13 protein-coding genes are annotated in these 18,249 nt (G+C 45.0%); 2 read left to right on the forward strand and 11 right to left on the reverse strand.

The window, feature by feature from the left end:
- From CPIN_RS24490 to CPIN_RS24520, 6 genes are all read right to left on the reverse strand, one after another.
- Positions 1 to 750 (reverse strand): ABC transporter ATP-binding protein, encoded by a 750-nt coding sequence (locus tag CPIN_RS24490; RefSeq protein ID WP_012792541.1) that lies wholly within the window; start codon positions 748 to 750, stop codon positions 1 to 3.
- The gene (locus tag CPIN_RS24495; RefSeq protein ID WP_012792542.1) at positions 747 to 2,006 is read right to left on the reverse strand and encodes an efflux RND transporter periplasmic adaptor subunit; all 1,260 of its coding nucleotides are present in this window, start codon (positions 2,004 to 2,006) and stop codon (positions 747 to 749) included. Before CPIN_RS24495 ends, CPIN_RS24490 begins: the two co-directional genes overlap by 4 nt.
- A gap of 16 nt (positions 2,007 to 2,022) precedes the next feature.
- The gene (locus CPIN_RS24500) at positions 2,023 to 3,372 is read right to left on the reverse strand and encodes a TolC family protein (RefSeq protein WP_012792543.1); all 1,350 of its coding nucleotides are present in this window, start codon (positions 3,370 to 3,372) and stop codon (positions 2,023 to 2,025) included.
- Between the two features lie 309 nt (positions 3,373 to 3,681).
- Positions 3,682 to 3,930: a helix-turn-helix domain-containing protein gene (locus CPIN_RS24505; RefSeq protein WP_012792544.1), complete on the reverse strand. Its 249-nt coding sequence runs from the start codon at positions 3,928 to 3,930 to the stop codon at positions 3,682 to 3,684.
- Between the two features lie 215 nt (positions 3,931 to 4,145).
- Positions 4,146 to 4,367, reverse strand: a complete 222-nt coding sequence (locus CPIN_RS24515; protein WP_044219624.1) for a hypothetical protein — start codon at positions 4,365 to 4,367, stop codon at positions 4,146 to 4,148.
- A gap of 449 nt (positions 4,368 to 4,816) precedes the next feature.
- Positions 4,817 to 6,799 (reverse strand): alpha-L-arabinofuranosidase family protein, encoded by a 1,983-nt coding sequence (locus CPIN_RS24520; protein ID WP_012792546.1) that lies wholly within the window; start codon positions 6,797 to 6,799, stop codon positions 4,817 to 4,819.
- Positions 6,800 to 7,319: 520 nt separating this feature from the next.
- Between CPIN_RS24520 and CPIN_RS37005 the strand changes: the two genes are divergently transcribed.
- Complete coding sequence (locus CPIN_RS37005; RefSeq protein ID WP_012792547.1) at positions 7,320 to 8,003, forward strand: hypothetical protein; 684 nt, start codon at positions 7,320 to 7,322, stop codon at positions 8,001 to 8,003.
- Positions 8,004 to 8,072: 69 nt separating this feature from the next.
- Here CPIN_RS37005 and CPIN_RS24530 read toward each other — a convergent pair whose 3' ends face one another.
- The 5 genes from CPIN_RS24530 to CPIN_RS24550 form a co-directional block, all read right to left on the reverse strand.
- On the reverse strand, positions 8,073 to 8,615 hold the full coding sequence (locus CPIN_RS24530) for a hypothetical protein (RefSeq protein WP_012792548.1): 543 nt from the start codon (positions 8,613 to 8,615) through the stop codon (positions 8,073 to 8,075).
- Between the two features lie 66 nt (positions 8,616 to 8,681).
- Positions 8,682 to 9,050, reverse strand: a complete 369-nt coding sequence (locus CPIN_RS24535) for a hypothetical protein (RefSeq protein WP_012792549.1) — start codon at positions 9,048 to 9,050, stop codon at positions 8,682 to 8,684.
- Positions 9,051 to 9,371: 321 nt separating this feature from the next.
- Complete coding sequence (locus CPIN_RS24540) at positions 9,372 to 9,578, reverse strand: heavy-metal-associated domain-containing protein (protein WP_012792550.1); 207 nt, start codon at positions 9,576 to 9,578, stop codon at positions 9,372 to 9,374.
- Between the two features lie 10 nt (positions 9,579 to 9,588).
- A complete protein-coding gene (locus tag CPIN_RS24545; RefSeq protein ID WP_012792551.1) occupies positions 9,589 to 11,835 on the reverse strand; it encodes a heavy metal translocating P-type ATPase in 2,247 nt (748 codons plus the stop codon).
- 90 nt (positions 11,836 to 11,925) lie between these two features.
- Positions 11,926 to 12,489 carry a helix-turn-helix domain-containing protein gene (locus tag CPIN_RS24550; protein ID WP_012792552.1) on the reverse strand — a complete coding sequence of 188 codons (564 nt, stop codon included), beginning with the start codon at positions 12,487 to 12,489 and terminating at the stop codon, positions 11,926 to 11,928.
- A gap of 107 nt (positions 12,490 to 12,596) precedes the next feature.
- Between CPIN_RS24550 and CPIN_RS24555 the strand changes: the two genes are divergently transcribed.
- On the forward strand, positions 12,597 to 18,245 hold the full coding sequence (locus CPIN_RS24555; RefSeq protein ID WP_044219631.1) for an alpha-2-macroglobulin family protein: 5,649 nt from the start codon (positions 12,597 to 12,599) through the stop codon (positions 18,243 to 18,245).
- Positions 18,246 to 18,249: the final 4 nt, after the last annotated feature.

The raw sequence follows: 18,249 nt of genomic DNA on the forward strand, positions 1-18,249 counted from the left end.
TCAATAATCATCCGCTGGTGGCAATGACGCCAGTGCATCTTTTGCCGAGCGTACATTTTCGTTGACAGTATCTTTTACCACTTTACCGTCCCGCAACATTACCGTACGACTGCTGAAAGCTGCAATATCAGGTTCATGCGTCACGAATACGATCGTTTTCCCCTGTTCCTTGTTGAGCTCCTGCATCAATGCCATGATTTCGTAGGAAGTACGGGTATCGAGGTTACCGGTCGCCTCGTCCGCCAGTATCATGACCGGTTCATTCACCAGTGCCCGGGCAATAGCCACCCGTTGTTGCTGCCCACCTGACAACTGATTGGGCGTATGTCCTAAACGCTCACCCAGTTTTACGGCTTCCAGGGAATGAATCGCCTTCTGCCGGCGTTGTTCATGGGTGATCTCCATGTTGTACAGCAAGGGCAGTTCCACATTTTCCAATGCTGAAGTACGGGGCAGCAGGTTATACGCCTGAAATACAAACCCGATCTTCCTGTTCCGCAATCTTGCCAGTTCATTCCTGGAGAGCTGGCCGATATTTACACCATCCAGCAAATAATTGCCGTCAGTCGGCTTATCCAGGCAGCCGAGTATATTCAGCAGTGTCGTCTTGCCGGATCCGCTGCTCCCCATGATGGTCACAAACTCCCCTGCGAAGACGTCAAACGACACGCCTTTAAGCGCACGGACCACCTCCGTTCCCATCCGGAATTCCCGCTTGATATGCTGTATTTCCAGTATTTTTTGGCTCATCGTCTTCTTCTTTGCGGCATGAAGGGACTGGCTTGTCCGCCACTGCCTGTTGTGCCTTTTTTACCGCTCAGTTCCTGCATACCGGTGATGACATCTTCCTCGGGTGACAAACCTGCAATCACCTCTGCGCGGGTGTTATCATTCAATCCAATTACCACCTTTTTCTGCAAGAGAGTATCTCCCTGTCTTACCCATACATAGTTGGATGCGGCTGATGGCTTCTTCTCCATTCCCGGCATATTACTTCTGACGGTATCCCTGCTGCCTCCTGTTACCGGTGTCGCACTCTTCCTGCGCTCTGTTGCCGCCGGTGCTACAGCGATCACTTTAAACTGTCCTGACAATGCAGAATCCGGTTTAAACATCAATGCCTTTGACGGAATAAGCATTACATGATCTTTCTCTGACGTATAGATCGTCACTGTCGCCGTCATACCCGGTTTCAGTTTCATACTTTCATTGGAGGCACTGATCATAGTGGTATAAGTCACCACATTAGCGGATACCGACGGCCGTAAGCGGATCTCCTGTACCTTTCCCGCAAATTCTTCATCCAGATACGCATCCACCGTAAAAGATACGCGCTGACTATCCTGTACATTACCGATATCTGCTTCATCCACACTGGCCTGTACCTGCATTTTGGTGATGTCTTTCGCCAGTACGAACAAAGTAGGCGTATTGAAGCTGGCAGCTACCGTCTGACCAACACTCACGCTCCTGTTGAGTACTACGCCATCTATAGGAGAATAGATCTCTGTAAAAAAGAGGTTCCTTTCCGCCGTCCGCAGAGAAGCGCCTGCACTTTCCACACTTGCCTGGGCCGCCTTATTCAGATACGTCGCATTGTCATAATCCGCTCTGCTGATAGCCCCTACTTTATATAACTGGTCTTGTCTTTTGTATTGTGCCTGCTGATATATCAGCTGACTTTGCGCATTCGCCAGTGCGCCTCTATTCCTGTCTACTTCTGCCTGCAGCAATACCTTATCCAGTTCTGCCAGCAACTGCCCCTTCTTTACCGGCTGATTAAAATCCGTGTAGATATATTTGATAATACCGGAGACCTGTGTACCTACGGCAACGGTATCCACCGGCTGAACGGTTCCTGTGGCAGTCACACTGGTGGATATATGACCATATCTTGGTTTTTGCGTACTGATCACCACCTGATTTTCCTTTTTGCGGAAAAAGAAGTACCAGATGGCAAGTGCGGCCACCAGTACTATTATTGTAATGACGATCTTTCTCTTCATTCCTTGTTATTTTATACTATAAATGGACTGGCACGCCCCTGTAGAAATCATATATCCTGATATACAGCGCTGCTGCGTATTTGGCCTGAATGTATGACTGCATGGACTGGACATAGAGATTCTTCTGTTGTAACACTTCTACGGTATTCGCTGCACCGATTTTCAGTTGTTCATTGGCAATCCGGTAGGCTTCCTGGGTATAACGCAACTGTTCAACGGCTGCGTCATATTGCCCTTGCGCATTCTGCACATTAATGTATGCACGCTCCACTTCCTGCGACAGATTGGTACGTGTATTCTGTAACGTCAGCTCGGCCTGACCTACGCCTATTTTCGCCTTTTCCTCATTCACCCTGTTCGCGCGACGGCTGAAAATGGGTACCGATAAAGTCAGCCCAACCTGCTGATAAAAATTGTTATCCAGCTGTCGTAAAAAAGAGTAATTATCATTATGCGCATAACTGGTACCTAATCCTGCACCAGCAGTCAATGCCGGCAGATATCCCGCCCTGGCTTTCCTGACGTCCAGTGAGGCTACCTGTACACCCAGTTCACTGCTTTTCACCTCAGGCCGCGTAGCCAATGCCGTCTGCTGTGCATCCAGTAATGGCGTCAGTAGAGCGTTACCCATCAGTGTATCCGGCTCAACGATCTCAAAGGGAGTGACCGTCGGCAATTGCAGTAATTGTTTCAGCGTCAGTAAGTTTTGCCGGTGTGTATTTTCGGCTGTGACAAGCGTATATTTATCATTGGCCAGCTGCGCCTGTAACTGAACAAGATCTTTCAACGCGACCGCACCTACATCATAAAACTGTTGCTGTTGCTGCACCTGCGCAGTGGACGTAGCCACTACGTCCCTGACATACACGATATTTTCTTTAGCCAGCAGAATATTAAGATAAGCCTGCGTGATCTGCAGCGTGATATCATTTTCAACCGTCGCAAGATCCAGTCCCGCAATCTTCACCAGCAAATCTTTCTGTTGAATATCCGTCTTCAGGTATCCGCCATTATACAATGTCACTGATGAATTCAGCGAACTACTCCCAGAAAACCGTACGCCCGATTTCAAATCACCGGTGGCCGGATCGATGGTCTTACTCTGTATCAATGAAGGGGATGCGCTGGCAGAAAGGTTGGGTAGCACAGCGGCTTTCGACAGCTCCAGATCCTGCTGACTGCTAAGGCGATTTAACCGGTAACTGTTTAGTGTAATGTTATTGGTTTTGGCATAGTCCAGACAAGCCTGCAAGTCCCATTTCTCAGGTAATTGCACCTGCGAAGCGGCGGTGTCCTGTGCATATGTAGGAACTATTCTGAAAATCAATATCCAAAAGAGGAACCGATGTATATAATTGCTGAACATATACTTGCATTTCCGGTAGTCCGGGTCTCAGATAAAGCCTAAAAAACGTGCCATAGCAGGCATAAGCGGCTTAAAGATGGCTTAAAATCCATGAACGTCCGGTTATACCTTATACAAGGCATATAACAGCAGAATACCGGAAATAGTTGATGACAGATTAACAAACTACGTAGTTGTAATGTTGTGTGGACATTCCCGAAGGAACCTACATATTGAGGAAAACAAGCATCAGTCATCTGCATCATTACCGCGCCGGCAATTGTGCGTAGTCTATGGGCAGCTACCAGTATCAGACGTTTCTAACTTATATCATAATACTTTTACACCGAGTGCCAGATTGATCTTTGCAATCGTTTCAAATGTAAAATTATGCGTACCCCGCATCCATTTGCTGATCTCTGACTCCGACTTACCCAGTGCCTCCGCCAGCTCCCGGTGCGACATGCCTTTCCTCTCCGGGATCGCATCGATACGATCAACTACATCGAGGCTCATTGCAGCCCTTTCCAGCCCATACGCGGGCAGTGCATTCATTGCGTCTTCGAAAATTTTACTCATAACAATCTGCAATTTTAAATTGTAAATTACCTTCAAGCTGTCTGTTAACGACGCTGAGATTGCCAGAAACGATTCGTTGGGTGATCTGGGTGCTTAAAGCATTCACTAACTCAAAATGAAACAGACAATCTTTGCTTTGCTGTACCTTCTGCGTTTTCTTTACACAACCTTTCCAAGTATAACGATGTCTCTGGTAATCCTGCTGCAATAAAGCCTTACATCTCCTGATGTATATGGCGGCGGTAATGCCTCTGCAGCTCTTTCGTGCTGGAATACTTCGCTTCCGCACCTCTGTTCATGCCCATCTCCCTGATGACAGACATGATATTATAATAATCTTCTCCGTATGCCGGTTTATTAAATATGGTCACAAACTTCTCTACTTCACACAGGTCATCTCCATCAATATGAAATGAATAATAAGTGATCTTATTCATTGTCATTACCGGTCTTATTTCACCGTTTAAAAAATTCACCTATAAGTTAAGTTTCAATGTACGACGATAGTCAGTGTTTTCAAAAAAAATCGCCAACATCTCCTTCCTTAACTCATTGAATGACATATCAGTTATGAAACAACAAACTCACTATGATAATGCATAGATCATTTATCATTCTCCGCGCTTATGCGGTAATTGATCAACGTAAATATAAAGGGGAGAAACAGCGCTCAGCAGAAGATATTAAAGCAACGTTGCTACAAAGCTGAGACGAATGCAGTTAGCTAACAGACAATTCTACAACCAATTTACATCTTTTTTTCAAAGCACAAATATTTCTTCCGCTTTTCACAAAATTTTATATCTCTTCCTTGCATGCATACCTATCAAAAAGCCCGCTACTGCTGTGCAGCGCGGGCCTTTCAACGTTTAAAACCAATAACAATTTATTTATAAGGTATCGTGATTACATTCAGTGAATTAGCGCCTGCAGTAATTGCCACTTTATTCTTTCCGGCTTTGATCTGTGCAGTAACAGGTATTACCACCGATGGTGCATCCAGCGTATTGATATCACTTTTAGCCTTCGCCGTCAGCACTTCCTGCGTAGCTGTACCTGTTGCTGCTACAGCGCCTTCCAACGCAATAGTATACGCTGCCGCCTTATCTGTGGTATTCACTACCTTCAGCAGAATTTTGCGGGCCTGCTTATCAATCGTTGCACTGGCATAAATACCCTCCTGCCCTGTTAATGCCCGATTACCGGATGTAACAGATACGGTATGCGTACCCTTATTATTAGCAAAAAGACGTTGCACATAATAATTCGGTGTGCCCACTGAACGCAGATTATCAAACCAGATCAGATCGGGTCTCCATTGCCATGCATCCACATGCGCAAGTAATGGCGCATAGGAAGCCATCTGTACAAGATCCGCATTTCTTTCCAATCCCGTCATAAACGCTGCTTCTGCCAATGCACTCTCCCAGGTATTCCTTCCTTCTGCAGTATCTGTCTCTTTTTTACCCTGCGGTACTTTAACATGCGCGGCATATTCTCCTGCAAAGATCTTTGGCCCTTTCCGCTCATATTTATCATAACGGGCACTATTTTTCAGAAACCACTCCGGTGGCATATAATAATGTTCATCTACAAGATCCGCCTTGGAAGGCTTCAGTTTAGACCACAGATAATCGAATCGCTCGCCGCTGGAAAATGGCCCTACACTGGATACCAGTTTTATCTCAGGATGTTTAGTCTTCAGCACCTCCTCAAAACGCTGATAACGGGCAATATACTGACTATCCCACTGCTCATTACCTACTCCCATCAATTTCAGGTTAAACGGCGCAGGATGCCCCATTTCCGCTCTCAGTTGCCCCCACTCGGTTGTCGTGGCACCGTTGGCAAATTCAATCAGGTCCAGCGCATCCTGTATATACGCTTCCACATCCTCATCAGCTGCCACCTCTCCTGTATTAAACTGACATGCCATCCCACAATTGAGAATCGGTAAGGGTTCAGCACCTATATCTTCCGATAACTGGAAATATTCAAAAAAGCCCAGTCCATAGCTCTGGAAATAATCACCGGGTGCCCGATGCGCAAATTCCGTATTCCAACGATTTACGATTAACGTACGATCCTCTGGTTTACCTACCGTTTTTTTCCACTGATACCTGTTGGCCAGATCCCGTCCTTCAACAATACAACCGCCCGGAAATCTCACAAATCCGGGATGCAGGTCGGCCAGTAACTGTACCAGGTCATTACGCAAGCCTCCCGGACGCTGTTTCCAGGTATCCTGGGGGAATAACGATACCATATCCATATCAAGGGCGCCCGTACCGGAAAATAACAGCTGTACGCCTCCTTTGGCCACCGTACGCTCAGCGGTCACTGTAGCCGTATACTTTTTCCAGGCTTTATCTTCTGCTGAGACTGCGACCGCTCCTATAGGGGTACCCTTATCATCCACTAATACCAGTTTTCCGCTTACTTTACCTGCCGTGCTGCGTGCCAGAAAAGAAAAGTTATATGATAACCCTTTTTTAAAGCCCATACCACGGAAACCCTCATTGAACAGTCCGTAACTACCTTTGTCCGCAGTTACGGTGATATGTGCATACCTGGGATTAGCCGTATGCCCGGTCTCCCTGTTCACTATTAATATATTACCTGCTCCCTCTTTCTTCACCTCTTTCCATCCCATCATCGGTTCCGTAAATTCAAAAGAGCGGTTCTTTATTAATTCGGCGTAGATACCGCCATCTGCGGAGAAGTTAATGTCCTCAAAAAAGATTCCCCACATCGTTGGAGATACCTCCGACTGCGGACCATTTACTTTTAAAGTCATTGTCTGAGAAAAAGAAGCTGCTCCTGCCAGCAGCAAAAATGCTGTGGCGACAAATGTGATTATTCGTTTCATAACGGGATTTGTTACAACAATATACACCCTAAATTCAATATCTGCAACAATTATAAGCACTTTTTGTGTTTAATTGACATTTATTTACAGCACTGCGATAACCAGACAGGTATATGGTATTAAAAGCAATACCTATCCATTTAGGAACACCCCTCCCCAATAATATCAAGAGAATAATACCGGCATACCTGCACAACACACGACCAATACTGCAACGAAATGTTAACAGTCTCAGTTTATACATCCTGTATAGCGGAATTGTGAAAGCGTATACCCGGCATTGTTACCTCCTATCCACATTATGAAATATTTACAGACTTACTTTTTCCAGTAAAGTTTAACGTGCGACATAAAACTACTCAAACAAGAAAAATTCACAACAAACTAATAATCAATTACATAAAAAGATGTAAAATCACTTTAACATTTCGTTAGAGTATTCTTGCAAGATTTTGGTTGAAATGTATTCAACCATCTTTTATTGAGATCTTTATTTTTTAACCAGTTAAATTGAAAAACCATGAAAAAGCAATTATTGAGATTTGGCCTCATGGCTGGCCTGGGAGCATTCGTAATGACACAGACTAACGCAGTAAATGCGATGACTTCAAATGCAGACACTGCAAACTTCGTACTCGACACAGCGAACTTTGTAAGAGACACTGCTAACTTTGCTCCAGACACCGCCAATTTTGCAATGGACACTGCCAACTTCAAATTTGACACAGCCAACTTCAAAGTAGACACGGCTAACTTCAAAATGGATACGGCTAACTTCAAAGCAGACACCGCCAATTTCTCACCAGACACAGCCAACTTCAAAATGGACACGGCTAACTTTAAGTACGATACAGCGAACTTCAGGTTAGACACTGCAAATTTTGTAAGTGACACGGCTGCCTTTGGCAAGGACACTGTCAGCTTTTCAAAAGACACTGCATTCTTCAAAGACACTACCAACTTTGCTTTTAAAGCAGATACAGTAGCGTTCAGAAGTGCAGACACGGTAGCGATTAAAGCAGACACTGCTACTACCAGAGACACACTCAGTTTCGCCGCGAAACTGGATACAGCAACAGCCGCAGCTGATACTGCCGCTGCTAAACGCGACACAGCAGTCATGAGAAAAGATACTGCTGCTGCAACACCGGCTGACACTTCCGCAGCGAAGAAGTCAAAGGCCGTTAAAGTGAACAAAAAGTAATTACAGGTCTAAAGAGAAAGGGCTTCCGGAATCCGGAAGCCCTTTCTTATTGCAACAACTTTTCTCAGTTTAGAAATGATAGCTGGCTTTCAGACCAAAGAAACCACTGGTTCCGTCTTTAAACCACATCTCATATTTTCCTTCCACATCCAGGCCCAGTACACGGATACCAATACCCGGAGCGAAGATAGCAGCCGTACCTTTGTACGCATCTGAATCGCCACCTACGAATGTAGCACTACCGCCTTCAGCCTTCACATACAATAACGGAAAACCGAATTTGTACTTCAGACCAACTCTTACCGGCAGCGCCTTAATAGATTCTGCTTTTACAGTAACCCGGTTACCCTCAATATCAAAGATATCATAGCTTTTTCCGGAGAAATACATGAAACCAGCAGAGCCAGTTACACCAAATCCTGCGATCAGCTTAATATCAGCATTCAAACCACCACCAAAACCAGCGTTATGTGTGTCCTTAAAATCACCCACTGGGGTGCCGATTTCAGCATAAGGACCAATACTGAAACCTTTCAACTGCGCCTTGGCTTTACCTGCAAACATACAGGTAGCTGCCATGAAAAGCCCAGCGGTGTACAAGGTCTTTAACATAGAGGATATTTTAAAATTTCCACAAATGTAAGTAATTCAGACTAAACCAAACAAACCCTATTCCTGTTACTGTGGCTTCACCTTAAAAACAGTGTCCGTACGCAGGCTGTCAGATGGAGCTTTCTGTAACGCTCCCGTGGCCGGAGATTTTGTGGCCGGTTTGGTATCGCCTCCTGATTCAGATGCCTGATTAGGGGCGCCTATGGGATATCCCATTTTTTCCAGGTCTTTCCGCTCTTTTTTGCTGAAAAGATATTGCGGATTCTTTTCCTTTCTTAATCCTTCTTCAAAGCGATACTCCGCTCCCATTCTCGGAGCAGGATCGTAGCCCCGATTAGTTCTGCAGGCTGCAAAAGTGAAAATACCTGCCAGCATACAAAATGCAATCGTTCTGCTGGCAGGTTGTCCAAATGATTTCCAGGTGGAGTTTAACATGTTTCCTGGGTTTACTGTCCGGTTAAATAACGTTACCCTAGTACAATTATTATACCGTTCCTCCTTTCTCTGTCAGATACTTTATTCTTATTCCTTCTACACCCTTATTACGCCGTTATTACGTTTTAATCGAAGCAATAATGCCTTTCCCTATACTACACCTGACTTTATACCTGATCTTCGCCGTTAACGCGCCGTTCTGAACTTAGCATTAGCGTAAGATGAGTATAGTCTGACTATAGTCAGACTATATTTAAACCCATAAAAAACCGGACTGATACCTATCAGTCCGGTAAAACACTAAAGACTATATATCTATGACTACAATTGCGCTGCCTTATACCCTGCCTTCTCCACCGCACTGATAATCTCTGCTGCGGACACAGCATCAGCCGATACTGTCAGTATCTTTTCAGGCGCTGCCGTATCTACTTTCCAGGTATTTTCACCTGCCGCCGCATTCAGAAAAGGTGTTACTGTCGCTATACAGCCGCCGCATTTGATATTTGTTTTAAATTGTTGTTCCATATTTATATTATTAAATTTTTGACCATTTTAATCGCAGACTATTACTTACCACTGATACAGAACTCAGCGCCATCGCAGCGCCCGCTATCATCGGATTGAGCAGGAACCCGTTCACCGGAAATAACACACCTGCTGCCAACGGAATACCGATAATGTTATAGATAAAAGCCCAGAAAAGATTCTGGCGGATTGTACGGACTGTTTTGCGGGACAATTGCAGTGCCTTCGGAATGACATCCAGATCGGAAGTGATCAGGGTCATTTTCGCCACATCCATAGCAATATCCGTTCCCTTACCCATCGCAATACTGACGTCCGCCTGTGCCAATGCATGACTGTCGTTAATACCATCTCCGGCCATCGCCACCACTTTCCCCTGTTCCTGTAAAGACTGCACAAATGCAGCTTTCTCTGCGGGCAACACACCTGCCTTATAATGCGTAATACCGACCTGTCCGGCTACCGCTGCGGCCGTATGCTCATTATCACCCGTAAGCATATACACTATAATACCACGCTTCTGCAGATTCTCCACCGCCACAGCCGAAGTCGCTTTTACTTTATCTTCAATAGCAATAATGCCAAATATCTTTTCATCTCCTGCAAAGGCGATCACCGTTCTTGCCGCAGATTGCCAGCCGGCAATCTTTTCCGACAAAGTATCATCTGGTCTGATACCACTTTCTGCCAGTAATGCAAGGTTTCCTGCCAGATATTTAACTCCCTGGTAACGCGCCCGTATGCCTTTTCCGGTGATACTTTCTACTGCGGTAAATGATGCGCCAGGTATTGCAACTACACCCTTATCCTCCAACGCTCTCACAATAGCAGCTGCCAGCGGATGTTCAGATTGTTGTTCTATACTGAGCAGTATGCGTTGCAGTTCCTGTTGCTCCTTCGAAACAGACAACCAGTAGCTGTCTGTCACCACCGGCTTTCCTTCTGTAATAGTACCTGTTTTATCCAATACCAGGGCATTCACCTGATGCGCCAGCTCCAGACTTTCCGCATCTCTGATCAGCATGTTATTTTCTGCACCTTTTCCTACACCCACCATAATCGCGGTCGGTGTTGCCAGTCCTAAGGCACAGGGACAAGCAATTACCAGTACAGTAACTGCTGAAAGCAAACCATGTGTAAATGCATTCTCCCCTCCTGCAAGCATCCAGATCCCGAAAGTCAGTATAGCAATGCCAATCACTACCGGTACAAAAATGCCCGCAATTTTATCAACCAGCTGCTGCACAGGCGCCTTACTGCCCTGCGCTTCTCTCACCATCCGGATAATCTGTGCCAATACCGTATCAGCGCCGACTTTTTCTGCTGTAAAATGAAAACTTCCCTGCTGATTGATCGTTCCTGCAAATACCGCTGTACCTTTCTCTTTCAATACAGGTACCGGTTCCCCGGTAATCATACTTTCATCTACCCAGGAACTGCCGCTCTGTACCTCGCCATCTACAGGTATCCGTGCACCTGGTTTCACCAGCAACAGATTACCGGTCTGCACTTCGCTTAAAGGAATTTCTTTTGTTTCAGCACCATTGTTCATCACAATGAATGCGGTAGCAGGCTGTAATCCCATCAGCTTTTTTAATGCGGCAGAGGTATTTGATTTTGCCTTTTCTTCCAGCAATCGCCCTAAGGATATAAATGCCACCACGACTGCCGCTGCTTCAAAATACACATGCGCATGTAAGCCACGGGCATGCCAGTATTCAGGATAAACCGTATTAAACACGCTGAATAACCAGGCAATACCGGTACTCAGCGCCACCAGTGTATCCATGTTCGCTTTGCCGTGACGGGCCTGTTTCCAGGCATTCAGAAAGAACTGCCGGCCCAGATAGAAAATAACAGGTGTCGATAATACAAGCATGATCCAGTTGGCATACGGCATATCCATCAGGAACATCCCGATCAGCACGACCGGCGCTGACAATATCAGTGAGGCAAATGTTCTCTTTTTCAGTGATTTATAATGATCCAGCTGCGCCTGTTCCTGTACCTGCTCACGATTATGTGTATCGATGACAAGATCATAGCCAATACCACGGATCACATTGCGTAATCCTTCAGGCGTAACGCGGTCGCTATCATAAGTTACACGGGCTGTCTGATCGGCATAGTTCACCGATGCATCTGACACACCTGGCACAGATTGCAGCATGGACGCGACGCTGACGGCGCAGGCTGCACAGCTCATTTCCAGCACAGGAAACGTTTCTTTTGTTATATGTCCGGTTGTTGTAGCCATTGTCCAAACTTTTCACAAAGCTACTACCGGGTCAGAGAAGGATTGTTATAGAATGATGGGGAATATGTATATAATTATGAGCCATGCCCCTCACACTTTATCGAGTGGCTTTCTGTCATTATGCTTTAGCTGTCTGTAGCCACTTGGCGTCAGACCCGTAATCTTCTTAAACTGCTGAGACAAATGCTGCACACTGCTATATCCCATACTGTCGGCGATTTCGCTGAGATTCATCTCATCATAATGCAACAGTTCTTTCACACGTTCTATACGTTGTAAAATTACATATTTCTCGATCGTCAGTCCCTCTGTTGAAGAAAACAGTGTTGACAGATAATGATAATCAACGTCAAGGGCTTCCTGCAGCACAACTGACAACTTCGTGTTCAGCATCTCGTTGTCATTGCCATGGATCAGGCGGATAATAGTTGTCTTTATTTTCTCTATTAAAGCGTCTTTCTTGTCATCCAGTACTTCAAAGCCAAGTGCATGCAGTTGCCGGCCCAGGGCGTCCAGTTTCGCCTCAGAAGGCGCCGTTTCCATCTCCACATCTCCCAGCTGAATGCGTGAATAAGGTATCTCCAGTTTATCCAACTCCTGCTGTACTACCAGAATACAGCGATTACAAACCATGTTTTTTATAAACAGATGCATGAATCCCATTTGAATGGTCAAAGGTAGATGAAAAATGAAAATATTTTTATTTCAGCTATCTTAGAGTACGGAACATTACTAAAATTTCGATATTTAATCCTTTGCCTTTGAAAAATTTAACGCTGTTATTGTTGCTGATAATATCTATTTCAGCGGCAGCGCAACATCCTCTATCCCAGGGACGCCGTACAAGCGAATACGACTACCTGTATCAGCTGACTGATAATGAAGCAATAAAGATCACAGGGAAGGGACAGCAGCAAATCATAGCTGCCTGTCTGCATACCTTGAAAGATTCCGTGCTGCACGGCAGTCCGCTTCCTGAAAACCTTCTTCCGGGCAACTACCTGCGGGTCTGTGCAAAGGATGATCACCTCGAAGCTGCTTTCGTTCCTATTAACAATATAGCCGTAAAATTCGGCCTCAACTGGCGGGACCTGATGGTCATCTTACACGATCAGCAGGGAGCACTGATCAGAGATGCGGAAGTCCGCATCGGCAAAAACAAACTACCATATGACGCGCAGACGCAAACATGGCGCAAGGAAAAATACAACAAGCAGGAATTATTACAGATATACTATAAGGGCGTATTGAACTGCATCCCCTTAAGCCGGGTTATCAATCGTTATGCTAAAAGAAGGCGTCCGAACATCATTCAACGTTTAAAATACAATAACCCACGTGTCAGGTCTGATTACTACAACACACAAAATAATCGATACAGGTATGGGAGCTACATCGCATTCAATAAACCTGCTTATAAACCCGGTGATACGGTAAAATTCAAAGGATTTCTGAGCAACAAAAAAGGATTCGCATACAATAAGAAGGTGCTGGTAAGGCTGGTAGACAAGGATTTCGATGTGGATACGATATTAACTGCCATTATGCCGGCAACACCTGGCAACTATCACTATCAGTTTGTGTTATCTCCGGCACTGATTGAACAACTTGATTTAACACTCGATCGCACTTACCGCATTTCTTTTGAAACGCCTGAAAGCCGCAAATATGATCTTAATAATTACGATGGAGATCTCACAGATGAAGAATATGCAGCCAAACGGACTATTCTGCTCCAGGGAAGTTTCAAACTGGAAGAATACGAGCTGCAACAACTTACCTTCTCTGCAAGAGCAGATAAGTCTACACATAAAGCAGGTGATCCGCTTTCTGTATATCTCAGCGCAAAAGATGAAAATGACCTGCCGGTAATGGATGGCAAGATCTGTTTGTATGTCGAATTGAAGAGTATAGGAAAAATGTATGAGAATATAGTAGTTCCTGACACACTGTGGCAATATAGCGGAGGCCTGGATATATTGGGAGAAACCAGGATCATGCTGCCTGATAGCATATTTCCCAAAGCAGATCTGACATATAGGATCACATGCGTCTTCACAAACAGTAATAATGAACGGAAAACGAATATCCTCACGGCAACATATGCTTACAATAACAGCGGTTTTAATTTCCGGACCAGTCATGATACGCTGCATATTACACGGCTTATACCTGCATCAGGTACAGAGAATGTATTGATCGCTGCGCTCAACCAGCGAAATGATACAATCGGAAAATATTACAGACCGCTGCCTGCAGCAATAAAACTTTCTCCATTTTCGGACCATTATGCGGTCATCAGCAGAAATACTGTTGAACATTATGTGGTTGATGCAAACTTACCGGACATCAGCCTGCTCAGCAACTGGCATGACGATATCGCCGGGATACAGGTACAAAATCCCTTACAACTACCTTTATGGTATACGATCATAAGCGGGAAAAAGATAGTTGAACGCGGTTATAGTGATTCCCTTCACTGGCAGGGATCTACAAAACATAACAAGCAATATTACGTGTACGTCAATTACATATGGAAGAACAAAATAATGCAGAAAGGGGAAGCGTTACAAGATCCGGGAGGAAGACTGCATGTCGCAGTAACGACACCCCGCACCGTCTACCCCGGACAAACAACTGACATAAACATCCACGTAACTGACAAGTACCAGCGACCTGTAGCCGGCGCAGATCTGACGGCATTTGGGTATACCAGTAAATTCTGGGGAAACACGGATATCGCGATCAGTGCTTTCGGACTACAAACAAAAAAAAGAAAGCTGTATCCTATGGTAGATAGTTCCTCTCATGCTTTGCATCCTTCCGCTTTTCTGACACTTGATTGGCTGACGTACAGAAAGAAAATGGGACTGGATACACTGCCATTCTTCAGGTTTACACACCCGGACAGCGTTTTCACATTTACAGAGCCGACTCCTGACAGTGTCACACAGATAGCTCCCTATGTATTTTCAGAAGGGCATATGCAGGCAGCTGAAATACTGGAGATAGACGGGATGCCCGTTTATTACACACGGTCATTCCCTTCACGCCCTTACAGCTTTGCCGTAACCCCAGGTAAACACAGTATCGGGATACGGACACTCTATCAATCTATCCGTTTTGATATGGTGGCACAAAAGGGAGTAAAAACATTTATAAGTATTAACAGTGCCATACAGCTGCCAGGATATGCCGTGGAGCGGGTACCTTATTCTCTGACAACCTATGAAATGGCTACGCTTGACCGGTATATGCTGCGACTGGAAAATACATTTACGCCTGATGATCAGGTATACATCCGGCAGCAAAGTCAATTCTATGAAGTAAATAACATTATTGCAGCCCCTGAATATCGCTGGCGGGATTTATTAATCGGCCCTATGACAAAAGCAGATGCTTTACTCATCAAGAAAAATAGTTTCATCCAGTCATTTACGCCGGAACCGGGTTATCTGTTTGACATCAGGGAAGGCTTTGTCAAAGAAAAAGAACAAAAAGAGGATCTGGCTGACATCTATGAAAATGTAACCCGCGACACAAGTTTATCGTCGCTGGCACTGACAGGAAAACTGGTAGATAGCATGATAAGGAAACATCAGGATGAAATGCTCCTTACTATCAGCAAACAATTCACCCGGGCCTATAAAGACCGTTCCGACAGCAGGGTCCAGATCAGTTTCGGGCAGCAGGAACAGAAATTGTCCAACAGCATACAACAGTTCCTTTTCTTCAGATATGACAGTTCATCAACGGTACGTGCTTTCGGCCCTGACAAAAGACAGTTCACTGACATGCATCCCGGATATTACAAGATGATCATCCTGCTGAATGATAACAGATATCTGCTCCAGGATAGTCTGTTTCTGAGATCCGGCGTCCTGCATGGTTATTTGTTTGACACACTACCTATCCTTGCTGCCGATAATAGCAGCAAAAGACTGGATACACTCCTGAGAAAAGCGCTGACGATTCCCGGGGTAAAACAATCTGTTATCGAAACCTATATCAGACAGTTCAATACAGCTAAGTCAAAAGACACTACCTCCGTATGGATTACCGGTATAGTACAGGATGAACATTTCTATCCGGTACAGTGGGCAAGTGTAAAAATAGCTGGCAGTAAAACCGGTATAGCTACTGATGAAAACGGACGCTTTAGTATACGGGTGATGAAAGAAGAAACACTTGACATCAGTTTTGTCGGCTATGAAATGGTGAGCATCCCGGTCACTGATGCCACTGATTATGTCATAACAATGCATCAAAGTTCAAACAGGATGCAGGAAGTCGTTGTAACGGCGCTAGGTATAAAAAGGGAACAGAAAGCATTGGGATATGCTGTAAGTACTATTACTTCTGAACAGATCACAAACATACACTACCGGAACTTTGCAGAAGCGTTACAAGGTAAAGCAGCCGGCGTGCATATCACAATAGCCCCATCATCCCATGAAATAATACTGGAAACACAAGGCGAAGAAGCGCTTCCTGATATGAACGAATTACCCCAGGGAATACCCGCTTACAGCCTGCGCAGTAATTTCAGAGACGACGCATTCTGGCAACCTGCACTACTGACGGATGCCAACGGTAATGCTTCTTTTAAAGTGACTTACCCTGATGACATCACTAAATGGCAAACAACTGTTATCGCCATGTCAGGTAAGAAACAAGCAGGCATAAATCAAATGGCTATCCGCTCTTTCAAAACGTTAACTGGCACACTCGCCATTCCTACCTTTACTGTCAATGGCGATTCCGTACTGGTGATCGGAAAAGCACTGAATTACGCGTCAGACAGTATGAATATCAACAGATCCTTCTTTGTCAATAACAATCTCCTGAAACATGCCAATGGCTATCTGACAAATGCCATCATTGATACGGTGCCGGTAGTGATCAATACTACGGATAGCATCCAGTTCAGGTACACGGTCGAAAAAGAAGGCTACATGGACGGAGAAGAACGAAAAATCCCTGTTATAGAACGTGGAACGACAGAGACAAAGGACCTCTTTACCGCGCTGCGGAATGATACCTCCTTTACATATACACCGGCTTATCATTCACCATTGGTCGTCCACGCAGTATCTGCCGTACTACCCATACTGACAGATGAAATAGAACAGGTGGAAAATTATAAATACCTGTGCAACGAGCAACTGGCATCAAAACTGAAAGCATTCCTGCTGGAAAAGAAGATAGCTGCTTCTCTTCACAAAGACTTCGGAAAAAACAAGGATATCAAACGCATTATCGATAAATTAAACCAGCAAAAGAATCAGGGCATGTGGGGTTGGTGGAGAGAATCCCCTGCATCACTCTGGATCACCAGACATGTAACAGAGGCTATGATAATGGCAGAGACACAGGGTTACAAGACGGATCTCAATAAAGAAAGTATCATCAACCTGCTCACCAGGGAACTGACAGCTACCAGGTGTAATGACAGTATTGGCTACATGCTTTTATTGTCACAGCTAAATGCCAGCATTGATTACAAATCCAATATTGACAGCCTGATTGCCCGGTCGGGTAAAAATGGCTACGATACGATCAGACTGACCTTACTGCAACAACAAACAGGCCTCCCTGTTGATCTGTCCACACTGCTTTCCCGCCAACAGCAGACCGTCTTCGGTAATACCTTCTGGGGGAAAGATACTGTTCATCTATTCAATAACAGTATCCAGTCTACTTTACAGATGTACAAAATACTCCGTCATGCAGGTGGTCATGATGCACTGCTGCAAAGCATAAGAGCTTACTTCCTGGAACAACGCCAAACTGGTCATTGGCGGAATACCTATGAATCGGCACAAATACTGGAAACCATCCTGCCGGATGTCATGCAGGAAGAAGCACAATCAGCCGCCACAGTCGATATCAACGGGAAAAAGATCACTCAATTCCCGTATACAGATACTGTCACTGCCGGGGATATCACCATTCGTAAACAAGGCAAAACACCGGTCTATTTCACCGCTTATCAGCAGTTCTTTAATAAAGCACCGGAAAAGATCGCGGGGCTGTTTGATGTGACGTCCGTTTTCGCTGATGCCAATACCACTTTGGCAACCCTGGAAGCAGGTAAACCTGTTACACTGACCGTCACTGTTTATGCAAAGCAAACAGCCGATTATGTACTCGTGGAAATACCTATCCCTGCCGGTTGTTCCTATGCAGACAAATCCGGGCAATGGAGCAACAATGAAGTACACCGCGAACACTTCAAGGAAAAGGTCGGCATTTTCTGTACGCAGCTAACAGCAGGTAAACACACTTTTACCGTTTCCCTGCTCCCCCGCTATACCGGAAAATACTATCTCAATCCGGCCAAAGCGGAAATGCAATATTTCCCGGTATTTATGGGACGCGAGGCTTTGAAACAAGTTTATATTCACTAATTTT

The sequence above is a fragment of the Chitinophaga pinensis DSM 2588 genome, assembly GCF_000024005.1.
GTDB lineage: Bacteria > Bacteroidota > Bacteroidia > Chitinophagales > Chitinophagaceae > Chitinophaga > Chitinophaga pinensis.